Source organism: Marinobacter sp. (assembly GCF_041595835.1).
Taxonomy (GTDB): domain Bacteria; phylum Pseudomonadota; class Gammaproteobacteria; order Pseudomonadales; family Oleiphilaceae; genus Marinobacter.
Window position 1 is genome coordinate 253,871 of record NZ_JBFHJO010000001.1, and the last position, 22,601, is coordinate 276,471.

At 52.6% G+C, this 22,601-nt stretch carries 21 protein-coding genes; 9 read left to right on the top strand and 12 right to left on the bottom strand.

The annotated features are described in order from the left end of the window. Positions 1–2: 2 nt before the first annotated feature. The 5 genes from ABYA77_RS01185 to ABYA77_RS01205 form a co-directional block, all read right to left on the bottom strand. Positions 3–1,631 (bottom strand): CTP synthase, encoded by a 1,629-nt coding sequence (locus ABYA77_RS01185; RefSeq protein WP_372964092.1) that lies wholly within the window; start codon positions 1,629–1,631, stop codon positions 3–5. Between the two features lie 84 nt (positions 1,632–1,715). Further along, positions 1,716–3,062 (bottom strand): tRNA lysidine(34) synthetase TilS, encoded by a 1,347-nt coding sequence (gene tilS, locus ABYA77_RS01190; RefSeq protein WP_372964093.1) that lies wholly within the window; start codon positions 3,060–3,062, stop codon positions 1,716–1,718. After that, positions 3,046–3,999 (bottom strand): acetyl-CoA carboxylase carboxyl transferase subunit alpha, encoded by a 954-nt coding sequence (accA, locus tag ABYA77_RS01195; RefSeq protein ID WP_372964094.1) that lies wholly within the window; start codon positions 3,997–3,999, stop codon positions 3,046–3,048. Before accA ends, tilS begins: the two co-directional genes overlap by 17 nt. Before the next feature lie 102 nt (positions 4,000–4,101). After that, positions 4,102–7,584, bottom strand: coding sequence for a DNA polymerase III subunit alpha (gene dnaE / locus ABYA77_RS01200; RefSeq protein ID WP_372964095.1), 3,483 nt, complete (start codon positions 7,582–7,584; stop codon positions 4,102–4,104). A gap of 2 nt (positions 7,585–7,586) precedes the next feature. Then, positions 7,587–8,078 (bottom strand): TlpA family protein disulfide reductase, encoded by a 492-nt coding sequence (locus tag ABYA77_RS01205; protein WP_372964096.1) that lies wholly within the window; start codon positions 8,076–8,078, stop codon positions 7,587–7,589. Between the two features lie 68 nt (positions 8,079–8,146). On the opposite strand from ABYA77_RS01205, the gene arsC reads away from it, so the two are divergent. The 4 genes from arsC to ABYA77_RS01225 are packed head-to-tail and all read left to right on the top strand — an operon-like array spanning position 8,147 to position 11,355. Beyond that, complete coding sequence (gene arsC, locus ABYA77_RS01210) at positions 8,147–8,500, top strand: arsenate reductase (glutaredoxin) (protein ID WP_372964097.1); 354 nt, start codon at positions 8,147–8,149, stop codon at positions 8,498–8,500. Between the two features lie 22 nt (positions 8,501–8,522). Next, positions 8,523–9,128, top strand: a complete 606-nt coding sequence (gene wrbA / locus ABYA77_RS01215) for an NAD(P)H:quinone oxidoreductase (RefSeq protein WP_372964098.1) — start codon at positions 8,523–8,525, stop codon at positions 9,126–9,128. A 35-nt stretch (positions 9,129–9,163) separates the two neighbouring features. Then, on the top strand, positions 9,164–9,523 hold the full coding sequence (locus ABYA77_RS01220) for a DUF2069 domain-containing protein (protein WP_372964099.1): 360 nt from the start codon (positions 9,164–9,166) through the stop codon (positions 9,521–9,523). A gap of 26 nt (positions 9,524–9,549) precedes the next feature. Then, positions 9,550–11,355 (top strand): GspE/PulE family protein, encoded by a 1,806-nt coding sequence (locus tag ABYA77_RS01225; RefSeq protein ID WP_372964100.1) that lies wholly within the window; start codon positions 9,550–9,552, stop codon positions 11,353–11,355. A 5-nt stretch (positions 11,356–11,360) separates the two neighbouring features. Here the strand turns inward: ABYA77_RS01225 and mtnC are convergent, their stop codons facing one another. The 7 genes from mtnC to smrA form a co-directional block, all read right to left on the bottom strand. Next, the gene (gene mtnC / locus ABYA77_RS01230; protein ID WP_372964101.1) at positions 11,361–12,074 is read right to left on the bottom strand and encodes an acireductone synthase; all 714 of its coding nucleotides are present in this window, start codon (positions 12,072–12,074) and stop codon (positions 11,361–11,363) included. Next, positions 12,071–12,631: an acireductone dioxygenase gene (locus ABYA77_RS01235; protein ID WP_372964102.1), complete on the bottom strand. Its 561-nt coding sequence runs from the start codon at positions 12,629–12,631 to the stop codon at positions 12,071–12,073. The genes mtnC and ABYA77_RS01235 overlap by 4 nt, the downstream gene beginning before the upstream one ends. After that, positions 12,628–13,254: a methylthioribulose 1-phosphate dehydratase gene (locus ABYA77_RS01240; RefSeq protein WP_372964103.1), complete on the bottom strand. Its 627-nt coding sequence runs from the start codon at positions 13,252–13,254 to the stop codon at positions 12,628–12,630. The genes ABYA77_RS01235 and ABYA77_RS01240 overlap by 4 nt, the downstream gene beginning before the upstream one ends. Positions 13,255–13,340: 86 nt before the next feature. Then, positions 13,341–15,539, bottom strand: coding sequence for a molybdopterin cofactor-binding domain-containing protein (locus ABYA77_RS01245; RefSeq protein ID WP_372964104.1), 2,199 nt, complete (start codon positions 15,537–15,539; stop codon positions 13,341–13,343). Position 15,540: 1 nt separating this feature from the next. Next, a complete protein-coding gene (locus tag ABYA77_RS01250; protein WP_372964105.1) occupies positions 15,541–16,029 on the bottom strand; it encodes a (2Fe-2S)-binding protein in 489 nt (162 codons plus the stop codon). A 44-nt stretch (positions 16,030–16,073) separates the two neighbouring features. Next, the gene (locus tag ABYA77_RS01255) at positions 16,074–16,274 is read right to left on the bottom strand and encodes a hypothetical protein (RefSeq protein ID WP_372964106.1); all 201 of its coding nucleotides are present in this window, start codon (positions 16,272–16,274) and stop codon (positions 16,074–16,076) included. Positions 16,275–16,322: 48 nt separating this feature from the next. After that, complete coding sequence (smrA, locus tag ABYA77_RS01260; protein ID WP_372964107.1) at positions 16,323–16,904, bottom strand: DNA endonuclease SmrA; 582 nt, start codon at positions 16,902–16,904, stop codon at positions 16,323–16,325. A gap of 198 nt (positions 16,905–17,102) precedes the next feature. Between smrA and ABYA77_RS01265 the strand changes: the two genes are divergently transcribed. The 5 genes from ABYA77_RS01265 (at position 17,103) to ABYA77_RS01285 (ending at position 22,598) form a co-directional block, all read left to right on the top strand. Continuing rightward, a complete protein-coding gene (locus ABYA77_RS01265; protein WP_372964108.1) occupies positions 17,103–19,019 on the top strand; it encodes a putative nucleotidyltransferase substrate binding domain-containing protein in 1,917 nt (638 codons plus the stop codon). 15 nt (positions 19,020–19,034) lie between these two features. Continuing rightward, the gene (locus tag ABYA77_RS01270; RefSeq protein ID WP_372964109.1) at positions 19,035–19,742 is read left to right on the top strand and encodes a PolC-type DNA polymerase III; all 708 of its coding nucleotides are present in this window, start codon (positions 19,035–19,037) and stop codon (positions 19,740–19,742) included. 208 nt (positions 19,743–19,950) lie between these two features. Further along, on the top strand, positions 19,951–20,214 hold the full coding sequence (locus ABYA77_RS01275; RefSeq protein ID WP_372964110.1) for a DUF4212 domain-containing protein: 264 nt from the start codon (positions 19,951–19,953) through the stop codon (positions 20,212–20,214). 6 nt (positions 20,215–20,220) lie between these two features. Further along, a complete protein-coding gene (locus ABYA77_RS01280) occupies positions 20,221–21,993 on the top strand; it encodes a sodium:solute symporter family protein (RefSeq protein ID WP_372964111.1) in 1,773 nt (590 codons plus the stop codon). 98 nt (positions 21,994–22,091) lie between these two features. Beyond that, on the top strand, positions 22,092–22,598 hold the full coding sequence (locus tag ABYA77_RS01285) for a hypothetical protein (RefSeq protein ID WP_372964112.1): 507 nt from the start codon (positions 22,092–22,094) through the stop codon (positions 22,596–22,598). The last annotated feature ends 3 nt before the right edge of the window (positions 22,599–22,601 follow it).

Below are 22,601 nucleotides of genomic sequence, written 5' to 3' on the forward strand. Positions count from 1 at the left end.
GATCAGGATCCCTTCTTATTCGCCAGAGCTGCCTCAACAAAGCCTTTAAACAGCGGATGGCCATCGCGAGGCGTTGATGTAAATTCAGGATGGAACTGACAAGCTACAAACCATGGATGATCCGGCGCTTCAACAACCTCAACCAACCGGCCATCAGCCGAACGACCAGAGATATGCAAGCCTGCTTCTTCCAGCTTCGGTAAGAAGTGATTGTTGACCTCATAACGGTGGCGATGACGCTCACGGATAGTTTTCTTGCCATAGCAAGCAGCAATGGTCGATCCGTCAGTCAATACACAATCCTGAGCACCCAGGCGCATAGTGCCGCCCAGATCTGATGCCTCGGTACGCTCTTCCGTGTTACCGCTGGCATCCAACCATTCAGTGATCAGACCCACCACTGGTGCTGATGTATGTTCACGGAATTCAGTGCTATGGGCGTCTTTCAGACCAGCCACATTTCGAGCGTACTCAATAACGGCTACCTGCATACCCAGACAAATACCCAAGTACGGAACCTTATTTTCACGGGCATACTGAACTGTGCGGATTTTACCTTCGACTCCACGCTCACCAAAACCACCCGGCACCAAAATGGCATCTGCGGATTCAAGTACTTTAGTACCGTCCCGTTCGATGTCTTCAGAATCGATATAATTAATATTGACCTTGGTGCGAGTTTTAATGCCAGCGTGCAGCAGAGATTCAATCAGAGATTTATAGGCTTCCAGAAGTTCCATATATTTGCCAACCATGGCAATGGTAACTTCTTGCTGTGGGTTCATCAGGGATTCCACAACTTCATCCCATTCACTCAGATCTGCTTCACGGGCGTCCAGATTGAAACGCTCGATAACCAGTTGATCCAGGCCAAACTCATGCAGCATACGCGGAATCGCATAGATAGACTTGGCATCCTGCATCGGGATAACCGCACGCTCTTCAACGTTGGTGAATAGGGCAATTTTACGACGAGAGCTGACATCCACTTCGTGCTCTGAACGGCATAACAGGATATCAGGCTGCAAACCAATGGAGCGCATTTCCTTCACGGAGTGCTGAGTCGGTTTGGTTTTGATCTCACCCGCAGTGGCGATGTACGGCACCAGAGTCAGGTGCATAAACAATGCACGCTGAGGGCCCACTTCAACCTTCAACTGGCGGCAAGCCTCAAGAAATGGCAGAGATTCAATATCGCCTACGGTTCCACCGACTTCAATCATGGCCACATCAGTACCAGCGGCACCTTCAACAACACGACGTTTAATCTCGTCAGTGATGTGAGGAATAACCTGAACGGTACCTCCCAGATAATCGCCGCGACGCTCTTTGCGAATAACTTCTTCATACACCCGGCCGGTGGTGAAGTTATTGCGCTTGCTCATGGGCGTACGAATAAACCGCTCGTAATGCCCCAGATCAAGATCAGTTTCAGCGCCGTCTTCGGTGACAAAAACCTCACCGTGCTGGAACGGGCTCATGGTGCCGGGGTCCACGTTGATGTACGGGTCCAGCTTGAGAATAGTGACCTTCAGGCCTCGTGCCTCTAGGATGGCTGCCAATGAGGCAGACGCAATACCTTTGCCCAATGAGGACACGACACCGCCGGTGACGAAAATATAACGCGTCATGCAGATTCCGTGATTATCTGGTTCGGTGAAGGGGGGAGATTGTTCATCTCAAGATGGGACGTCAGACTACCAGAAAGAGCGTCTCTACTCAATCAAATTCCTCTCCACAATCAGCCGCCAGCCGGTGGCAGGGGCGCTTCCTGAGTATTGTTCAGAACACCATAAATCACCAATGGCGATAAGCTCAGTAATTCCGGGCCATTGCCGGTAAACCAGCGGCAGCAATGCTCTTTCCCAGGGAGGCACGCCCTGCTCCTGAAGCCAGGTTTTCAATGCCCGGGAGTGCCCACTTGCGTTAAATCTGACCCTCTCGCCACCCTGCCTCGTAGATACCCGTATTGGCGGCGGGGGACTTTTCGAGGTAGCCACCTGAGACCGCGCTTCCAGCTTAAGCCGCCAACTTCCCCACGTTACAACCTGCCCGGGCACAAGATCAACTGACTGATCTGGAACACCCGTATCTGGCACTAAATACAGATGCTCCCGATAACGCCTGAGGCTGAAGCCATCCCCGCGAATTTCTGGCGCCCGATCTTTCCCGGCATAAAGCATGTCCGACAACGCCTGATCCCAGTCTGAGAGCGCCGGCAACACCCAACCCTGCTGATGAATCCACCAGCGCACTAAATTACGCCGCTCCAGCGGACTTAACTTCCGGAAGGATTCAAGTTTCAACCGGTTGGAGTCAGAGCAAGCCTGCCATTGCAGTTCTGCAAGGCGCTGATTCAAGATCTCACTATCACGGCAAGACTGGGCGCTGTGGGCAATTCGCCTGAGCAAACCCGGCCAGCGAGCTTTTAAGCCAGGCAAAACAGCATGACGAAGATAATTGCGATCAAACACCTGACTGGCGTTACTCGGGTCCTCAACCCACATCAGACTCGATGCACCGGCAACCTCTTCCAGGCGCTCACGACCAACCTCAAGCCAAGGGCGATACAACTGGCCACGGCCCAGGGAGCGACTACGCGGCATACCTGAAAGACCATTAACTCCGGACCCCCGCAGCAATCGGAACAGCACAGTTTCAGCCTGATCATCAGCGTGGTGAGCCATCAACAACAGTTCGTTTTCGCCAACCTGCTTCTTGAAAACCTGGTAGCGCGCACTTCTGGCAGCTTCTTCCAAACCACCCACACCGTTTTCCGCGACCGTCACCTCAACCCGCTCCACAACTATAGGTACACCTAGTTTCGCGCACACATCACGACAAAACTGCTCGGTCTGTTCATGATTAGGCTGCAACTGGTGATTAACATGTAAAGCGGTTATTTCAGAATGGCAGGATGCCGCCACATGCAGCAGCAGCGCGGAATCCAGGCCGCCACTAAAGGCGACCCAGAGTCGGGAGAATACAGGGAGAGTGCTGACAGGCCGAAGCAGGTCGCTCGGCCAGCCAGATTCCCGGACGGTGTTACCGCCCGCCTTCATACTTGGTCAAACGCTCATACCGACGCGAGACCAGCTCGTCCAGGGGCAGCCGACAGAGCTCAGCCAGACCGCTTTCCAGTCGCGCTTTCAGCGTTTCAGCCATTTTCTCAGGATTGCGGTGCGCTCCACCAAGAGGCTCCTCAATCACGTTATCAGCCACACCCAACTCTTTCAGTCGCCCAGCAGTTACCCCCATGGCTTCCGCAGCCTGGGATGCGTAGTCTGCGCTTTTCCAAAGAATCGACGCACAACCTTCCGGCGAGATCACCGCGTAGGTGGAATACTGCAGCATATTCAACTGATCACACACGCCAATAGCCAGGGCGCCACCGGAACCACCTTCGCCAATCACCGTAGAAATGATCGGCGTTTTCAGTCGTGACATAACAGCCAGATTGAAAGCGATGGCCTCACTCTGACCGCGCTCTTCAGCACCAATGCCCGGGTATGCGCCGGGGGTATCGATAAACGTCAGGATCGGCATCTTGAAACGCTCAGCCATTTCCATCAGGCGCAAGGCCTTACGGTAACCTTCCGGACGGGGCATGCCGAAGTTGCGCTTTACCTTGTCGCGCACTTCCCGACCTTTCTGGTGACCAACAACCATCACAGGCTTATTACCTAACCGGGCAGTACCTCCGATAATGGCTTGATCATCTGCGTAGCGCCGGTCGCCATGCAGCTCATCGAAATCATCAAAAATCATATCAATGTAATCCTGGGTATAGGGCCGGCGCGGATGCCGGGCCAGGCGTGCTACATCCCAGGCTTTGAGGTCAGAGAAAATACTTTCCGTCAGACTGATGCTTTTCTTTTTAAGACGACTGATCTCATCAGTAATATTGATGTCGGTGTCGTTACCCACCATGCGAAGCTCTTCAATTTTGGCTTCCAGGTCGGCGATCGGCTGTTCGAAATCCAGGTAATTAGGGTTCATGATGTTCCATCATTTGATTGCCAGGTGGGTGAAAACCCACCCAAACCAGAATTTGGGACAAAGATAGCAGCGCTTATCGCACAGCTAAAGCGGACATTGGTATTAATCATAGACCAGTTCCACAGACTGGTCGCCCACCAGATGCTTCAGTTCAAACAACAAGTTGTCATCGGGCTGCACCCGCCAGGACTCGCCCAGTTCAATACGAGTGCGAGCCTCGGCACTGCTGTACTCGATCCATACCGGGCTGCCATCATTACGGAACGGACGCAAAGTGTCATCCAGCTTATCCAGAAGCCCATTCTGCAGCTGATCCGCATGCAACGCCAACCGAATACCACGACTGAACTGCTGTCGTGCAGTGGCAACGTCCATTACCGAGCTTACCCGCATTTTCATCTGCCCCGAGTAATCATCGTGACTGACCTGCCCTTCTACGACAATTACCTGGTCAGATTGTAGCAATTCTTTGTTCTCAAAGAAGGCCTCAGAAAACAGCGTAGCTTCAATACGGGCACTTCGATCATCCAGCGTTATGAAACACATGGTTGAGCCAGTACGAGTTTTCATGGTGCGCTGTGCTACCACAAGGCCGGCAACACGTTGAGGCGATTTATTAGGCTTCAGATCTGAAATGGAAGAACGCACAAAACGGCGCACCTCTCTTTCATATTCATCGAAAGGGTGCCCCGTCAGATAGATTCCAAGCGTGTCTTTTTCACCTTTAAGCCGCTGCTTTTCTGGCCATTCACGCACATTCGCGACATCTTCATAAACGTCGCTGTTTTCTCCGCCTTCCAGCATTTCGCCAAACATGTCGACCATACCAACAGCGTCATTACGTGACTGCTGGCCGGCCTGCTGAATCGCTTTATCGATACTTGCCATCAATTGAGCACGAGTGGCCCCAAGCTTGTCCATAGCACCGGCACGAATGAGCGCTTCCATGGCCCGCTTGTTGACCTTTTTCAGGTCAACCCGCCGACAGAAATCAAAGAGATCTTTGAACGGACCGCCCTCTTTAGCGGCAGCCACTATACTTTCAATGGGGCCTTCACCCAGACCTTTGATAGCACCAAGGCCGTAAATAATCTGCCCTTCATCGTTAACGGTAAAAGTGTACTCAGACCGACTGACATCCGGAACCAGAAGGTCCAGCTTCATATTCCGACATTCTTCGACCAGCGTCACCACCTTATCGGTGTTCTGCATATCAGCCGTGAGTACCGCAGCCATAAACTCTGCGGGATAGTGAGCTTTCATCCAGAGCGTCTGATAAGACACCAACGCATAGGCTGCGGAGTGCGATTTGTTAAAGCCGTACCCAGCGAACTTTTCAACCAGGTCAAAAATATTTTCAGCCAGGTTTTTATCAATACCGTTGTTCTCACAGCCCTCAAGAAAAATCGCTTTCTGTTTAGCCATTTCTTCAGGCTTTTTCTTACCCATGGCCCGACGTAGCATGTCCGCACCACCCAGTGTGTATCCCGCCATAACCTGGGCAATCTGCATAACCTGCTCTTGGTACAGGATAACCCCGTATGTGGGCTCAAGTACTGGTTTCAGGCCGTCATACTGATAATCCGGATGAGGGTAAGACAACGGCTGCTTGCCATGCTTCCGGTCAATAAAGTCGTCGACCATGCCCGACTGGAGCGGCCCGGGTCGGAACAGTGCTACCAAAGCGATCATGTCTTCCAGAGAGTCCGGCTGCAGGCGCCGGATAAGGTCTTTCATACCCCGGGATTCAAGCTGGAACACCGCCGTGGTTTCAGCCTTTTTGAGCATCTCAAAAGAAGCTTTATCGTCCAACGGTATCGCTGCTATATCGAGCTCCGGCTCCCCGCGCTTTTGTCGGCGCGGGTTAATCATATTCAGAGCCCACTTGATGATGGTCAGGGTCCGCAGTCCCAGAAAGTCAAATTTCACCAATCCGGCTTCTTCCACATCACCCTTGTCAAACTGGGTAACCAGGCCGCCACCCTCATCATCACAGTACAACGGCGAAAAATCGGTAATCTTGGTGGGCGCGATAACCACGCCCCCTGCGTGCTTACCAGCATTCCGGCAGATACCTTCCAGCTTAAGAGCCATTTCCCAGATTTCCTGGGCTTCTTCATCTTGTTCAAGAAACTCCTTGAGCTGCGGCTCCTGCTCAATAGCCTTATTCAGAGTCATACCGACTTCGAATGGGATCAGCTTGGACAGTTTATCCGCCAGCCCATAGGATTTACCCTGCACCCGAGCCACGTCACGGACGACCGCCTTGGCGGCCATAGTACCGAAGGTAATGATCTGGGAGACTGCTTCCCGTCCGTATTTCTGAGCGGTGTACTCAATAACCCGGTCACGCCCCTCCATGCAAAAGTCAACGTCAAAGTCAGGCATGGATACCCGTTCCGGGTTGAGGAACCGCTCGAACAGCAAGTCGTATTCAAGAGGGTCCAAATCGGTAATCAGCAAGACATAGGCCACAAGAGAACCCGCACCGGACCCCCGACCCGGGCCAACGGGAACACCGTTATTTTTGGCCCACTTGATAAAGTCCATAACGATCAGAAAGTAGCCCGGGAACCCCATCTGAATGATGATATCCAACTCGAACTTCAGGCGTTTATCATACTCGGCGCGCTTTTTGTCGTAATCCGGATCATCCTTACTCAGGATGGTTTCCAAACGCATGTCTAACCCTTCTTCCGACACTTTCCGAAAGTAGTCATCCATGGTCATACCTTTGGGAATCGGATAATTCGGCAAAAAGTATTCACCCAGTCGCACATTCACAGAACAGCGGCGGGCAATCTCTACCGTGTTTTCTATCGCCTCAGGGATATCCGAGAAAAGTTCGATCATTTCCTCAGGGCTGCGCAGGTATTGTCGATCACTAAACCTGCGCTCGCGACGAGGGTCATCCAAGGCTCTGCTTTCGCCAATGCAGACCCGGGCTTCGTGAGCCTCAAAATCTTCTGCGGTCAAAAAGTGAACATCATTGGTCGCCACCACTGGCAACCCCATTTCAGCGGCCAGGTTAACACTCAGGTGCAAGCAATCTTCATCGCCCGCCCTGTCGGTGCGTTGCAGCTCAAAGTAATAACTATCGGGGTACAGACGCCTCCAGTATTCCGCACGCTCCCGGGCCAGCTCCGGTTTTCCTGCCAGCAAGGCCTTGCCGACATCGCCCATTTTTGCGCCCGATAAGACAATAAGGCCGGCCGATCGCGCTTCCAGCCATGCCTTACGAATGATCGGTTTGCCGTACTTCTGCCCTTTGGTATACCCCTGAGAAATAATTTCGGTGAGATGTAGGTATCCATCGTCGGTTCGGGCAAGCAACGTCAGGCGAAAAGGGTTCTCCGGTTCATCCGGATTTTCCAGCCAGATGTCGGCACCAATGATTGGCTTGATCCCTGCTCCCTTAGCGCCCTTATAAAACCGCACCAGAGAACACATATTAGATTGTTCAGTCAGGCCAACTGCGGGCATCCCCAGTTCGGCCACCCGACTGATCAGCGGCTTAACCCGAACAAGGCCATCCACCAATGAGTATTCCGAATGAACGCGCAGATGTACGAAAGTATTTGCCATGGTCAATTGCCGATCAGTGTACGGATATCATCTTCGGTTTGAGGACCAAAGCGTGTTTCAACAAGCTCACCGCTCGGGTCCACCAGAAAGGTAGCAGGAAGGGCTACTGGCATATTCCAGCCAAATTCCGAACCGGGGTCTTTGGCCAGCATCGTGTATTCGATGCCCATCCGCCGCCCTAACTCTTTCAGGGGCGCACCTCCAATGCGGTCATAATTCACACCCAGAACCGTGATTTCCGGCGCCTTATCAAGCAGGTTCAGCTCAGGAATCTCTTCCAGACAGGGCTTACACCATTCGGCCCAGTAATTCACCAGCACCCACTGGCCCCGGTAACTCTCCCAACTTACCCGGGTACCATCGGCATTTTCCAGCTCGACGCTATTGCAGCCAGACAGAGCCAGCGCCATGACCAGCAAAGAAAACGCTGACCGAAATGGGCGCCATGCAACTTGGGCAATTCGTGAAATGGACAAGTACCGAGGGTACTGCAAGGGATATCCTCCTGTTAGACTACGACTTCAAAATAAGCTGCAATCACCACTGTAAACCGGGCACGACCATGACAGAACCAATCCGCATTTTCCATAACCCACGGTGTTCAAAATCACGGCAGACCCTTGAGCTGCTTCAGCAAAAGGGTATCGAACCGGAGATTATACGCTACCTTGAGACACCTCCGACAGAGCAGGAGCTGTTACATATTCTTGATCTTTTAGCTTGCGAGCCCCGGGAACTCATGCGCACCAAGGAGCCGGAGTATAAAGAACAAAATCTGGCCAACCCGGAACTGACCCGGGAGCAGCTCGTAAAGGCTATGGTGAACACGCCGAAACTTATTGAGCGCCCTATCGTGCTGACAAACAACAAAGCCGCCATTGGCAGGCCACCAGAATCCGTTCTCGATATTGTTTAAGAGAATCACCCAGGAGCCAGGCATGAGCAATACCAGCCCTTATGTTCTCGTACTTTATTACAGCCGAAACGGTCAGACAGCTGAAATGGCCACTCAAATCGGCCGAGGTGTGGCACGGGTTGATGGCATGGAAGCAAAAATCCGCACCGTGCCTCCGATTTCTCCAGACACTGTCGCCAGCCTGCCCCCTGTACCAGAAACCGGCGCCCCTTATGCAACCAGTGAGGAGCTGGCAAACTGCGCAGGCCTGGCTCTGGGCAGCCCTACTCGTTTCGGCAACATGGCAGCACCACTGAAATACTTTCTGGATAGCACCGGCGACCTATGGCTCAATGGCAAACTTGCCGGAAAACCCGGTGGAGCCTTTACATCTACGGGCAGCTTGCATGGTGGCCAGGAAGCCACGCTACTCACCATGATGCTACCGTTATTACACCATGGCATGGTGCTGTGTGGGCTGCCCTACTCTGAAAGCGCACTGAGCGAAACGACAACTGGCGGAACACCTTACGGCCCTTCCCACTGGGCCGGTACCGGCGCGAAACTGCCTCTGAGCGCACATGAAAAAGCGCTGTGCCAGTCGTTTGGCGAACGAATATCTCGTCTGGCGCAGAAACTGGCCGACTGACGTTACCAACCGAATTCAATTATCCGGAACTCTCTATGCTCCACAATGACAAAGCCAAAACCACTGCACGCCTGACCAGCGGGCTCTATCTGGCTGTACTGGCAACACTGGTTCTGACCACGTTTTACCCAGCTCCGGTAGAAGGCGTTTCTATTGCTCTGATTCTGACGGTGAAACTTCTGCCCTTACTGGCTTTCGTCGTACCGGTATTCCGCGGACACAATCGAGGCTATATCTGGATGTCATTCGTACTCATTTTCTACTTCATGCAGGCGGTAGTTTCAGCGTGGCTCAGTGAAGGTGCTGTGGGGCCGATGGTTATGACAATTCTCACCGCCCTCCTCTTCACCATGGCCATGGTGCACCTGAAAGTAAACCGCCCGATCGCAAACTGAAGACCATACAACAAGAGGCAACACGGATGGCTGATCAAGCACAGGCAATGCCAGCGCCCCCACACCATCACACGCTCACCCTCAGAGATGTGTGCACCGCTTTGGTCGAAAGTGGGGAGATCAACCAACAGGATGCCGAAAAAGTTCTGACTGCGAACCTGGGCTCAGCCTCTGAAGCCGGGAAAACCGTTAAAAGACACCCGCTGGAACTTGTTGCTGTCGCCAGCCTTACCAGTCAGAAGGACGGGCGCACGCTCGATCTTGAGCGCCTGACACACTGGCTCGCAAAATGGGCGCAGCAGGATTACTACCACATTGACCCTCTCAAGATCGACACCCCGGCTATAGCTCGGGTCATGTCTTACGCCTTTGCCCAACGCCACGAAATCCTGGCGGTGGAAATCACTGCAAACGAAGTCGTTATCGCAAGCAGTGAGCCCTTCAAGGGGGAATGGGAAAGCAATCTCAGGCAAGCTGTTCAGAAAGATATTCGACGGGTCGTTGCGAACCCGGAGGCGATCCGCCGTTACACTGTGGAGTTCTATCAGCTCGCGGCTTCTGTCAGCAAAGCCGGGGGCGCTCAGGCTCCCGGTTCAGGCGGCAATCAGAACCTCGAGCAACTCTTGGATTTGGGTGCAGGTGAAAACCCGGATGCCAACGACCAGCATGTCGTCAAAATTGTGGACTGGCTGTTGCAATATGCATTTGACCAGCGGGCTTCGGACATTCACATAGAGCCTCGCCGTGCCACTACCCAGGTGCGCTTTCGCATCGATGGCGTACTACACAATGTCTACGAATTTCCGGAACAGGTAGGCACAGCAGTCACCAGCCGCCTGAAAATCCTGGGCCGTCTGAACGTGGCTGAAAAACGCCGCCCGCAAGATGGCCGAATAAAAACCCGCAAACCAGATAACAGTGAGGTCGAGCTACGTTTAGCCACCATGCCAACCGCCTTTGGCGAAAAAATGGTCATGCGGATTTTTGACCCGGAAGTTCTTCTTAAATCCTTTGAACAGCTAGGGTTCAGCAAAGAAGATCAAGACCGCTGGCAAACCATCACCTCACGCCCGCATGGCATTGTATTGGTCACAGGCCCAACAGGCTCGGGCAAAACCACCACACTGTATTCGACTTTGAAACAGCTGGCATCACCAGAGGTGAACATCTGCACCATCGAAGATCCCATCGAAATGGTGGAACCGGCGTTCAATCAGATGCAAGTTCAAACTAATATTGATCTTACTTTCGCCCACGGCGTACGTGCTTTGCTCAGGCAAGATCCTGACATCATCATGATTGGCGAAATACGGGATCTGGAAACCGCAGAAATGGCAGTTCAGGCGGCGCTGACCGGACACTTGGTGCTGTCCACCCTGCACACTAACGATGCACCCAGCGCGATTACCCGTTTAATGGAGCTGGGCATTCCTCCCTACCTGATCCGTGCAACGGTGCTCGGCGTAATGGCCCAACGGTTGACTCGCAATCTCTGCCCTCACTGCAAGGCGCCCGGTGCAGCCGATGAACAGGCCTGGCAAACCCTCACCCGGCCATGGAAAGCGCCGCTACCTCGCCAGTTCTATCATCCCGTAGGCTGCCTCGAGTGCAGGAACACTGGCTATATGGGGCGTGCCGGTGTCTATGAAATCATGACACTTTCCGACAAACTTACCCGGCAGATAAACGATCGCTGTGAGCTCGAAGGGCTAAGGCTGGACGCCTACAAGGAAGGCATGAAATCCCTCCGGCTCAGTGGCGCCCAGAAAGTAGCGGCTGGCCAGACTACGGTCGAGGAGATTCTGCGAGTAACACCGGAAAGTCAGAGATAATGAGGCTACAGGCCTGATTGAACCTCCTGGCGTTTACGCAGGAGTGCATCTACCTCCGCAAAATCCCGCGCAACAAAACGATCGGTGTTTGGCAGCTCACCGTCCCGAATCAGCCAAGCGGTTTTCAAGCCGGCTTGTTCGGCCGCTTCCAGTTCGGCTTCCACATCAGACAGGAATAAGACAGTCTCAGGCTCCACGCCCAGCTGAGCGAGAATATTACAGTAAGACTGGGCTTCTTTTTTTCCACCCACCCCGGTATCAAAATATCCGGAGAAAAACGGGGTAAAATCACCTTCGTTGCTATGGCCAAATATCAGCTTTTGAGCTTGCACAGAGCCAGAAGAATACACATACAGCCTCAACCCGCGATCATGCCAGCGCTGCAGGTAGTCAGCCGCATCCGGGTAGATATGTCCTTTTAGCTCACCGCTGTAGTACCCCTGCTCCCAAACCATGCCTTGCAGGGCTTTCAAAGAACCTTCCTTGCGGTCTTCAGCAATCCAGCCTTGCAACACATTAATCAGGCCCTCAACATCTTTACTGTCTACCCCACTTTTTTCTGCAACGACAGCCAACTGCTCCGCAACCACCCGCACTGTATGGTGATTCTCCCGAACAAACTCCGGCAGGTGTTTGCTGGCGTAGGGAAACAGCACGTCGTGCACGAACGAGATAGAACTGGTAGTGCCTTCAATATCAGTCAGAATGACGCGAATCATACGGCGACTCCTGCAAGCGATTCATACCGTGGCAATCGATTGGCAATGTCTTCACCAGTAAAATCGGCGACCCAACCATCAGGATTAGTGAATAGTCGAATACAGGTGAATTCCGGCTCGGCCCCCATATCGAACCAGTGCCGAGTTCCATCCGGTACGCTGATTAAATCGTTTTTCTCACACATAACCGCATAAACCTGATCACCAAAATGCAGATAGAACAGGCCTTGACCTCGCACGAAAAACCGAACTTCGTCTTCGCTGTGAGTATGCTCATCCAAAAACTTCTGCCGGAAAGCTTCCTTTTGCGGATGATCCGGTGTCAGGCTGACTACGTCAGCCGTCTGGAAACCGCACTCCTGTTTAAGCCGGCTAACCTCTTTGGCATAAACCTCCAGAATCGTTTCCTGATCCGCCTCTGCAGGTAGATTTCGCGTCGGCCACTGCTCAAAACGCACTCCCAGGCTCGCCAGCGTTTCGCGAATAACTCGCGGATCCGACGTTACCGTATGGGCCGTTTCCGGCTGGTTTTGATTAAAAATGCTCAGGGTGGTCATCGGCTGACTCTCATGGTTTCGAGTTCACATTCAAACAGAAATTCAAACGCTTCAACATGGCGAAGGCAATCGGCCATAGTTTTACCCCAAGTGTAGAGGCCATGGCCACGGATCAGGTAGCCGGGCTGTTCCGGATAATTCTGAAACCATTGCCGGGTTTGTTCTGCCAGCGAGGGAATATCCTGGGTATTTTCGAAAACAGGAATGCTCAGCCGGCCCTCGTGGCTTTCGACACCATCAAAGGCTTTCTGTAACTCATACCCCTCCACCTCAAAGGCCTGGCCGGGTGCCATCAAACGACTAAGCACCGTTGCGTTTACAGAATGGGTATGCAGCACAGCCCCGGCGTCAGGAAACACCTGATAAAGAACTGTATGCAGTAACGTTTCAGCAGAGGACTTACAGCTGCTCTGAATCGGGCGCCCCTCAAGGTCCACCACCATCACATCCCCATCAGTTAGCTGGCCCTTGTGACGGCCAGAGACAGTGATGGCCACATGATTGGCATCAATACGTGAGGAGTAGTTGCTGCTGGTTGCCGGAGACCAGCCACGGTCATACAGAAAACGCCCCGCGTCGATAATGGACTGGGCCTCAGTAGCGTATCGGGTTACATCAAACACTGGCGCGCTCCCGGTTGAAATTGGCCCTGCCGGGCTGAAATCGGCCGCCATTATAAGGCGGCCAACTGCTCCGGAGAACCTATTTATCAGGCTGTCAGCGGCAATCTCCGTTGCCGTTTTCCAGTCAGAGCAAACAAGGCATTGCCCAGAGCCGGAATGACCGGAGGAACACCCGGCTCCCCAACACCGGTGGGCTCAGACTCGCTGTCAACAATATCCACTACGACTTCAGGCACTTCATGTATGCGCAGCAAACGGTAATCGTGGAAGTTACTCTGCTGAACCTCGCCATTTTTAAAGGTAATTTCACCAAACAGCGCGGCACTCAAACCAAACAAAATGCCACCGGAAATCTGATCTTCCACAATCCGGGGGTTCACCACTTGACCGCAATCAACACTGCAGGTGACCTTGTAAACCTGGATTTCACCATTTTCGATACCTGCCTCAACCACTTGAGCGACATAAGTACCAAAACTCCGGAACAATGCAATGCCACGGGCCCGACCTTCAGCCAGGGGCCTTCCCCAGCCAGCTAACTCTGCGGCCCGATCCAACACCGCCTTATGCCTGGGCTCGGTAACCAGCAACTTTCTGCGGAACTGTAACGGATCTTCCCCGGCCTCATAGGCCAACTCATCCATAAAGGTTTCTACAGCAAAACCGTTGTGAGAGTATCCAACCGAACGCCACCAGGTAATAGGCACGCCTGGGTCAGTATGGGTATGGCGAACACTGACATTCGCCACCTGATAGGGGTAACCAACAGCCCCTTCAATTGCGGAAATGTCTTTCGGCGTCGCAATGCCCTCCACCATCAGGCCAACCTTGCCCAGAGTACTGTAGAGAAACTTTGGTGCCCATGGATACTGGGCCGGCGCGGCGTTACGCACATACCAGTCCAGGATCTGCGGACCGACAATTTGATGATCCCAACCCGTCAGTTCGCTGCCATTCAGACTGGCTCTCATTCTGTGCAGCATCGCAGGGCGCCAGAACCCGTGGCGCACATCTTCTTCCCGAGACCAGATCAGCTTAACCGGCACTTTCAGTTTATAGGCAACAATAGCCACTTCTTCGATATAGTCCTGAGTTAACCGACGACCAAAGCCGCCACCCAAAAAGGTGGTATGAACGGTAACATCCTCAGGAGAAAGGTCAGAGTGCCGGGCCGCCGCAATACGACCAAGATCCGGTGCCTGAGTTGGTGCCCAAACGTCCATTCCGTTGCCGTGATACCAAGCTGTTGCGTTCATCGGCTCCATAGCCGCGTGATCAAGATAAGGCTGTTCATAATCAGCCTCTACAACCCGGCTAGCGTTTTCAATGGCCTTGTCGATATCGCCATCGGAGCGTTCTTGTTCACCAGGATCTTCGCTTGCTGCCTGACGGTATCCATCAAACACCTGGCCATTGTTAATATTTAACGCACTGGAGAAATCCCAATTTATGTTTAAGGCATTCTGGGCTTTCCTCGCCCGCCAATAACTGTCAGCAGCGACAGCAACACCGCGGTCAGTTACAAACGCATCAAGTACGCCAGGAAGCGCCAGTATTTCATCCCGGTTGAAACCGGTTGCCTGGCCACCATAACGCGGACTTCGTGTCATCACCGCGTACACCATGCCTGGCAATTCCACATCAATGCCGTAAACCGCTTTGCCGGTAGCTTTAGCTTCCGCATCCAGTCGGCCACCCTGGCGACCGATGTACTTCCATTCAGAACGTGATTTCAGCGGAACCTTGCCCCGAATGACTTCTCTATCCGCCAGCTCCACCAGTTGGCCGTAACGCAACGAATCAATACCATTGGGATGAATGACATGCCCATCCTGAGTAACGCACGCTTCAGCAGACACGTCCCACACTCGCGCCGCCGCCATCACCAACAATTGGCGCGCTGAAGCACCGGCTACCCGAAGCGGCTTCCAACTGGAGGCAACACTGGTGCTCCCCCCCGTCAGCTGCAAACCAAATAAAGGGTTGCGGTATTCCGGTGCCACAGGAGCAAACTTCACTTTTATGCGAGCGGGATCTACATCCAGCTCTTCCGCGATCAGGGTCGTCATGCCGGTATACGTACCCTGCCCCATTTCAACCCGAGCCAAAGTGAAGAAAATTTCGTCTTTCTTTGTGAGCTCCAGCCAGACATCTGGTGTCCATTCACCGGTTTCCGGCTCATAGCCCGTCTGTATGGTCGCGCAACCGGGAAGAGACAGGGCAAGCATTAGGCTGCCAGATGCACCGGTACTGACTTTCATGAAATCACGGCGATTCATCGTCATCTCAGGCACCTCCCTGCGCTGGTTCAAAATGGCCCACGCCATCCACGACGGACTCCACCGCAGCAACAATACGAGAATAAGTGCCGCATCGGCACAAATTGCCGGTCATAGCCGCAATAATCTCTTCCCGGGAAGGTTTTGGCGTGTTCGCCAACAAATGAGCGGCTGTCATGATCTGACCAGACTGACAATAACCGCACTGAGGAACGCCCTCTTTAATCCAGGCTTTCTGCAGCGGGTGCAGTTCACCCTCACTGGATAACCCTTCAATGGTGGTGATTCTGGCGCCATCGACCAACTCAACCGGTGTAGAGCAGGATCGGGCGGGCTGGCCATCCACATGCACAGTACATGCGCCACACAGGCCTGCGCCGCAACCAAACTTGGTTCCCTTAAGACCCAGCTCATCCCGCAATACCCAAAGCAAAGGGGTATCCGGCTCTACATCCAGGCTATATTGCTGGCCATTTACTGTAAGACTAAGCGCCATTTTCTGCTCCCATATTATTGTTAGTACGGCCTTAAGCGTCTTTATCAGATGACGTCTTCGCCGTTTTTATCCACCCATATCTTGCGCTCACCGGAATTCATCTTTCCGTTCGTATCCCAGACTTCCCGGTTCTCTGTGGCCTCCTCGAGCTTACCATTATCATTCCAGATCACCCTGTCCTTACAGCCGGCCAAAGCCAGCAACGTCATCATGATCAGAACTGAAATAAAATGTTTCTTCATCATCGTCACCTTTCTGAACGAAGGGAGAACCTAAAGTTTGGGAACAAACCGTTATTGTCCGCCATAAACCTCTCTGTTTTGCTGCTTGTCTCTGTCACTCTTACGAACCATAACGTAAACGGCCCCTGTGCCACCATGACGTTTCTGGGCGGAATGAAAGGCCAGAACACCATCTAACTCAGGCAACCACTTCGCCAGATAACTTTTTAGCTGCGCAATACCATCCGGATTCCGCTCACCTTTGCCGTGCAAAATCATCACCGAACGCAATCCATAGCTCATACAATCGTTAATAAAAGCAAAAACTTCCCTCCGGGCTTCTTCTACTGTCATCCGATGCAAATCCAGCCTTGCTTCTATCGGATACTGCCCAAGCCGGAGTTTTCTGAACACGCCGTTCTGAACGCCTGGCCGCTGCCAGGCAAGAACATCGTGGGCAGTCAACGGTTCTACAATATCCGCGGTTAAAGGATTCAGGTCTCGAGCCTTCATCTCAACCGCCGCCAATTGCCGTACCAAATGCCCAGGAGTCAGCTCTGTGGGAGCTGCCACATCGGCACGATTGGGTTTGCGTATGCGCCGTACATCTTTCATCTCTTCGAGGAAGGCCAGGCGCTCATCTTTTGTGGTCATGGCACAAACTGTATCCGGGTTGACGAGTATCAGGACTCTACCACCGCGCCGGCATACCATAAAGAAAAGCAAATGATGCCGTTGCGACGAAAATCGTAAGGTACATACGCAGTCTGCTGGACTACACTTCCGGGAGACAACAATAATGATGGAGCATCACAAACACCTACCGGGCTCCCGAGCATAACGGACTTCTCTATGGCTGCTGAAAATCAGGACACCACACGCCCTCAGAATACTCGTGCAATTATGACATTTCTGAGGGAGCACGCGCCGTTTTCGAATATGGACGACCCGCATCTGGCCCATTTCGCCGAACATGCCACGCTGACGTTTTTCAGTGATGGAGAAGAGGTACTCTCACCCGATGATGGAGTTGTTAAACGCTTTTGGGTGGTGAAGCAAGGCCGAATCAGAGGTGAGCGATACAATGAAAAAGACGACCGCGCAGAAACCACCTTTGAAATCAGTAAGGGCGAATGTTTTCCTCTGGCTGCATTGATTGGGGAGCGGCCAACCCGAACGTTGCACAGGGCAGCAGGTGATACTTTTTGCCTGAGTATTGAGCAAAAACCTTTTATTACACTGTTTACTGAAAGCGAGCCCTTCAGGGACTTCTGCCTTCGCGGTATCAGCAGCTTGCTGGATCAGGTTAACCAGAGCATTCAGTCCACCGCCATGGCTTCTATTGGCTCCAGTGCCAGCCTGGATACACCACTGGAACGCTATGCGCTCAGAAATCCTATCGTGTGCACACCGGATCTCCCTGTCAGCAAAGCCGTCGCCAGAATGCATGAGAATAATGTTGGCAGCATTATTATTACCGACGATAACCGCCACCCCACCGGCATATTCACACTCCGGGATTTGCGAATGCTGATTGCTGAGGGAACTCAGTCTCTCGACACGCCCATTCAGCAAGTGATGACGCCAGATCCATGCCGTTTAACCGCCACTGCGGATGCTTTCGAAGCAGCCATGCTCATGGCTGAACATCATTTCGCTCACCTGTGCGTGGTAGATGATGATAATCGGCTGATCGGTGTCGTCTCTGAACGCGACCTGTTTTCCCTGCAGCGCGTGGATCTGGTACACCTCGCCCGAACGATCGGCACGGCTACCCACCTGAGCACATTGGTCAGCCTGCGCAGCGAAGTATCCCGACTGGTCGATACCATGCTCGCGCACGGAGCGGATTCCGGGCAAGTCGTTAAAATCATTACCACACTTAACGATGTTACCGTTCGCAGGGTACTGGAGCTTAACCTGAAGAAAAATGACCCGGGCATTCCATTCACCTGGCTCACATTCGGTAGCGAAGGTCGCCAGGAACAAACGCTCCTGACCGATCAGGACAACGGCATTCTGTTCGAAACACCCGAGGGAATGACGGCCGACCAAGTCCGAGAAAAACTACTACCTTTCGCCCGCAAAGTTAATGATGAATTAGCCGAATGCGGTTTTACTCTTTGCAAAGGCAACATCATGGCCAGCAACCCAAAACTATGTCTGAGCGACAAAGAATGGGATGAATGGTTTATACGCTTCATAGATGCGTCAACGCCTCAGAATCTGGTTTACTCCTCAATATTTTTGGACATGCGGGCTGTTTTCGGCCCCTACACGCCTCTTCACCGGTTACTCGAAACCGTACTGATACGCATCCAGAAGAACGCTCTGTTCCAGAAAATGCTGGCTGGTAATGCGCTGCAACGCAAGCCGCCACTGACCATGTTTCGCAACTTCCGGTACCTGAATGAAGACAAAAAACGTGTTCTGGATCTGAAACGACAGGGCCTGGCACCATTCGTAGAATCAATACGGGTGTTCGCTCTAGCCAATGGCGTGGAAGCGGCTAACACTCTGGAACGCATGGATGAACTGGTGAAAAAAGGGGTATTTGACTCCAAGGATGCCAGTGCCTGGAAAGAATCTTACAGCCTGATCCAGGCTATTCGGATGCGAGCCCACCAAGAAATGCAGGCCGCCAGCGAAGAACTAACAAACTACATAAACCCAGACGACCTGAACCCTCTTGACCGACGTATCCTGAGGGAATCATTCCGTCAGGCCCAAAGGCTCCAGCAAAAACTGGAGCTTGCATATCAACTTTAGGCCACCGGAATCAATATGTTCGAATACATCAAACAGTGGTTGTCCCAACGGCGCAGTGGCTCTGTCGGCGATTTAGATGCCGACAACCTGCCAATCCCCAAAGCGGTGGGAGACATGCTCCTGTCCAGTTGCCGGCTCATTGTTCTTGACCTGGAAACCACCGGCCTGAACACCTCGAAAGATGAAGTTATCGCCATAGGCGCAGTGGCTATTGAAGGGGGAGTGATTCACCTGAATGACCAGTTCGACCTGATTCTCCGCCGGCCCGAACTAGACATAAGTGAAACGGTTCTGATCCACGGCATCGGTCCCGAAGCCCTTACTCAGGGCCATGAAACCGAGGACGCCCTACTGCATTTACTGGACTGGATGAATGGCGACCCGATCCTCGCCTACCACTCAGCGTTTGACCAAAAGTTTCTTGAAAAGACATTAAAAGCACAACTTGGATACACCCTGCCCCACGTCTGGATGGATGTTGCGGAACTCCTGCCCGCCTTTTTCCCGAAAGCCGAGACCAACGGCAAAAGCCTTGACCATTGGGCTGACTATTTTGGCCTGGAAGTAAGTGAACGGCATCACGCTGCGGCAGATGCAATGGTGACAGCAGAACTGACACTGATCGCCTTGAATGTCGCACGAAGAAGCGGGATCAAAAACCTGAAAGATATTGCAGAAAAACTGCATTATCAACGCCGTTTACAGAAAATGCACCGCATTTAGCCATACCAGTTGAGGTTTGAAAAATCTGACGCTGGCTAAAGCAAATAGCTGAAATTACGACCATTTGCCAATATCCATAATTCCATTGACGAGTAAAGTCGGAGAAGCAACAAGTCGGAGAATTACTATATGAACAATAAATTCTCTATCCGCATTACCCCAAAAAATATGCAGCCAAACTCTACAACAACAATATTGGAGTGAGTGTATGTCCGATCACAGCTACGACGCTGAAAACTATTGGAAGGCAAATCTACGCCTTATCTTCGGGAGCCTTATAGTCTGGTTCCTGGTGTCTTATGGTGCAGCCATTATATTTCGCCCAATGCTCGCAGGCATTGAAGTGGGCGGCACGGATCTTGGCTTCTGGTTCGCCCAGCAAGGCTCCATTCTTACGTTCATTGTTCTGATTTTCTTCTATGCCTGGCGCATGAATAAAATCGATGAACAATTCGGCGTACACGAGGAGTAAGCACCTATGAGTCAATTCGCAATTAACTTGATGTTCGTTGGGGGCTCATTCCTCATTTACATCGGCATCGCTATTTGGGCGAAGGCCGGCAGCACCAAAGACTTCTACGTCGCCGGTGGTGGAGTACATCCCATCACCAATGGCATGGCAATTGGTGCAGACTGGATGTCAGCCGCATCCTTTATATCCATGGCGGGCCTGATTGCCGCTGGTGGTTATGCAAACTCAACCTACCTGATGGGCTGGACGGGCGGTTACGTTCTCCTCGCCATGCTTTTGGCCCCGTACCTGCGAAAGTTTGGTAAATTTACCGTGCCCGAGTTCATTGGCGACCGCTACTACAGCGCGAACGCGCGTCTGGTAGCAGTAGTCTGCCTGATTGTCGCTTCGGTAACTTACGTTATTGGCCAAATGGCCGGTGCCGGTGTCGCCTTCTCTCGCTTCCTTGAAGTTGACGCAACCACCGGATTAATCATCGCCGCGATAGTTGTCTTCATCTACGCCGTATTGGGCGGAATGAAGGGTATCACCTACACTCAGGTAGCACAGTACTGCGTGCTTATTGTTGCCTACACCATTCCCGCGGTGTTCATTTCCCTGCAATTGACAGGCAACCCTATCCCGGGTCTTGGCATGTTCTCGACTCACGCTGAGTCTGGCTTGCCACTGCTGACCAAATTGAATCAGGTCATCACCGATCTGGGCTTCAACCAGTACACCGCTGACGTAGACAATAAACTGAACATGATTTTGTTCACCTTGTCTCTAATGATCGGTACTGCAGGTCTGCCTCACGTTATCATTCGCTTCTTCACCGTACCCAAAGTGTCTGATGCTCGCTGGTCCGGAGGTTGGGCACTGGTATTCATCGCACTGCTGTACCTGACAGCTCCAGCCGTTGCCTCCATGGCTCGCCTGAACCTGATGACCACCATCTACCCTGAAGGCACCCAATCGCAGCCGCTCGAGTACGAAGCACGCCCCGAATGGATCAAAACCTGGGAGTTGACTGGCCTGATCTCTTACGAGGACAAAAACGGCGACGGTCGCATCCAGATATATAACGACAAAAACGCTGACTTTGTCGCAACCACTGCAACAGAACGTGGTTGGAAAGGCAGCGAAATGGTTGTTAATAACGACATTCTGGTACTGGCTAACCCTGAAATCGCCAACCTACCAAGCTGGGTGATTGGCTTGATTGCTGCGGGTGGTTTGGCTGCGGCATTGTCCACGGCAGCAGGGTTGTTGCTGGCAATTTCCTCAGCCATAAGTCATGACCTGATCAAAGGTCGACTGAACCCCGGCATCAGCGACAAAGGTGAACTGCTTGCAGCTCGTATTTCCATGAGTGTCGCCATCGTGGTTGCAACCTGGCTTGGTGCAAACCCCCCGGGCTTTGCTGCTCAAGTGGTGGCGTTAGCCTTTGGTATCGCGGCAGCATCCCTCTTCCCCGCCCTGATGATGGGTATTTTCTCCAAACGGGTAAATAACGTAGGCGCAATCTGCGGAATGCTAGCAGGTCTTACGTTCACCCTGGCATACATCTTCGTCTACAAAGGCTGGCTATTCATCCCTGGCACCAACAACCTTCCGGATACTGCGGAATACTGGATTATGGGTATCTCCCCACTTTCTATCGGTGCCATTGGTGCTGTAGTGAACTTTGCGGTAGCCTTCTCGGTATCGAAAGTGACTGCTGAGCCGCCCATCGAGATCCAGGAACTGGTTGAAAGCGTCCGCTACCCTCGTGGTGCCGGTACAGCTCACGACCATTAAACTGAGAAATAACCTGATACATTCATCTACAATGACAGGTTAATATCGAGCGGGCTTCCTCATCGAGGGAGCCCGTTCTTTTTTAAGGATACCGTTTTATGTTCTGGAATTTTGTTGCCACAATCTTGTGTGGACTGGGCGCTGCCGGTATTGCCTTGGGCATCAGGGCTGCCACAGCCCAAAAAGCCCCAAGATGGATTATTCCCGTCTTTGCGGGCGCAGGCATGCTGGGCTACCTGATTTATGGAGAATACACGTGGTACGACCATAAGCAGTCCTTGCTGCCGGATGAAGCCGTGGTTGTAGACACTGAATATGAAGGGCTGTTTTTCCGGCCATGGACATTCGTCTTCCCATACGTCACCGCCTTCTCAACAGTAGATGTAAATAGCATCTCCCGGGATACCGTGGACTCAAATATTGTGCGTTTTACGCTTTATCGTTTTGAACAAACCGTGACCGACTCTGTATCTCACCGAGTACACTTGATCAACTGCCAAAGTCATGAACTGGTGCCACTAGCCTCCGATGGCAGCCCTAGGGTGGATAACATCAAATTACTGGCCGGCAACGACCCACTGCTCAACGTCGTTTGCGGCACCTGATAG

Excerpts from the sequence above, each read along its gene's own strand:
- ABYA77_RS01280 (WP_372964111.1), top strand. The coding sequence starts at position 20,221 with ATGAGTCAATTCGCAATTAACTTGATGTTCGTTGGGGGCTCATTCCTC.
- ABYA77_RS01235 (WP_372964102.1), bottom strand. The coding sequence starts at position 12,631 with ATGACCACCCTGAGCATTTTTAATCAAAACCAGCCGGAAACGGCCCAT.
- ABYA77_RS01270 (WP_372964109.1), top strand. The coding sequence starts at position 19,035 with ATGTTCGAATACATCAAACAGTGGTTGTCCCAACGGCGCAGTGGCTCT.
- tilS (WP_372964093.1), bottom strand. The coding sequence starts at position 3,062 with ATGAAGGCGGGCGGTAACACCGTCCGGGAATCTGGCTGGCCGAGCGAC.
- ABYA77_RS01245 (WP_372964104.1), bottom strand. The coding sequence starts at position 15,539 with ATGACGATGAATCGCCGTGATTTCATGAAAGTCAGTACCGGTGCATCT.
- ABYA77_RS01220 (WP_372964099.1), top strand. The coding sequence starts at position 9,164 with ATGCTCCACAATGACAAAGCCAAAACCACTGCACGCCTGACCAGCGGG.
- mtnC (WP_372964101.1), bottom strand. The coding sequence starts at position 12,074 with ATGATTCGCGTCATTCTGACTGATATTGAAGGCACTACCAGTTCTATC.
- ABYA77_RS01185 (WP_372964092.1), bottom strand. The coding sequence starts at position 1,631 with ATGACGCGTTATATTTTCGTCACCGGCGGTGTCGTGTCCTCATTGGGC.
- ABYA77_RS01250 (WP_372964105.1), bottom strand. The coding sequence starts at position 16,029 with ATGGCGCTTAGTCTTACAGTAAATGGCCAGCAATATAGCCTGGATGTA.
- ABYA77_RS01225 (WP_372964100.1), top strand. The coding sequence starts at position 9,550 with ATGGCTGATCAAGCACAGGCAATGCCAGCGCCCCCACACCATCACACG.
- ABYA77_RS01255 (WP_372964106.1), bottom strand. The coding sequence starts at position 16,274 with ATGATGAAGAAACATTTTATTTCAGTTCTGATCATGATGACGTTGCTG.
- ABYA77_RS01275 (WP_372964110.1), top strand. The coding sequence starts at position 19,951 with ATGTCCGATCACAGCTACGACGCTGAAAACTATTGGAAGGCAAATCTA.
- smrA (WP_372964107.1), bottom strand. The coding sequence starts at position 16,904 with ATGACCACAAAAGATGAGCGCCTGGCCTTCCTCGAAGAGATGAAAGAT.
- arsC (WP_372964097.1), top strand. The coding sequence starts at position 8,147 with ATGACAGAACCAATCCGCATTTTCCATAACCCACGGTGTTCAAAATCA.
- ABYA77_RS01265 (WP_372964108.1), top strand. The coding sequence starts at position 17,103 with ATGGCTGCTGAAAATCAGGACACCACACGCCCTCAGAATACTCGTGCA.
- wrbA (WP_372964098.1), top strand. The coding sequence starts at position 8,523 with ATGAGCAATACCAGCCCTTATGTTCTCGTACTTTATTACAGCCGAAAC.
- dnaE (WP_372964095.1), bottom strand. The coding sequence starts at position 7,584 with ATGGCAAATACTTTCGTACATCTGCGCGTTCATTCGGAATACTCATTG.
- ABYA77_RS01285 (WP_372964112.1), top strand. The coding sequence starts at position 22,092 with ATGTTCTGGAATTTTGTTGCCACAATCTTGTGTGGACTGGGCGCTGCC.
- accA (WP_372964094.1), bottom strand. The coding sequence starts at position 3,999 with ATGAACCCTAATTACCTGGATTTCGAACAGCCGATCGCCGACCTGGAA.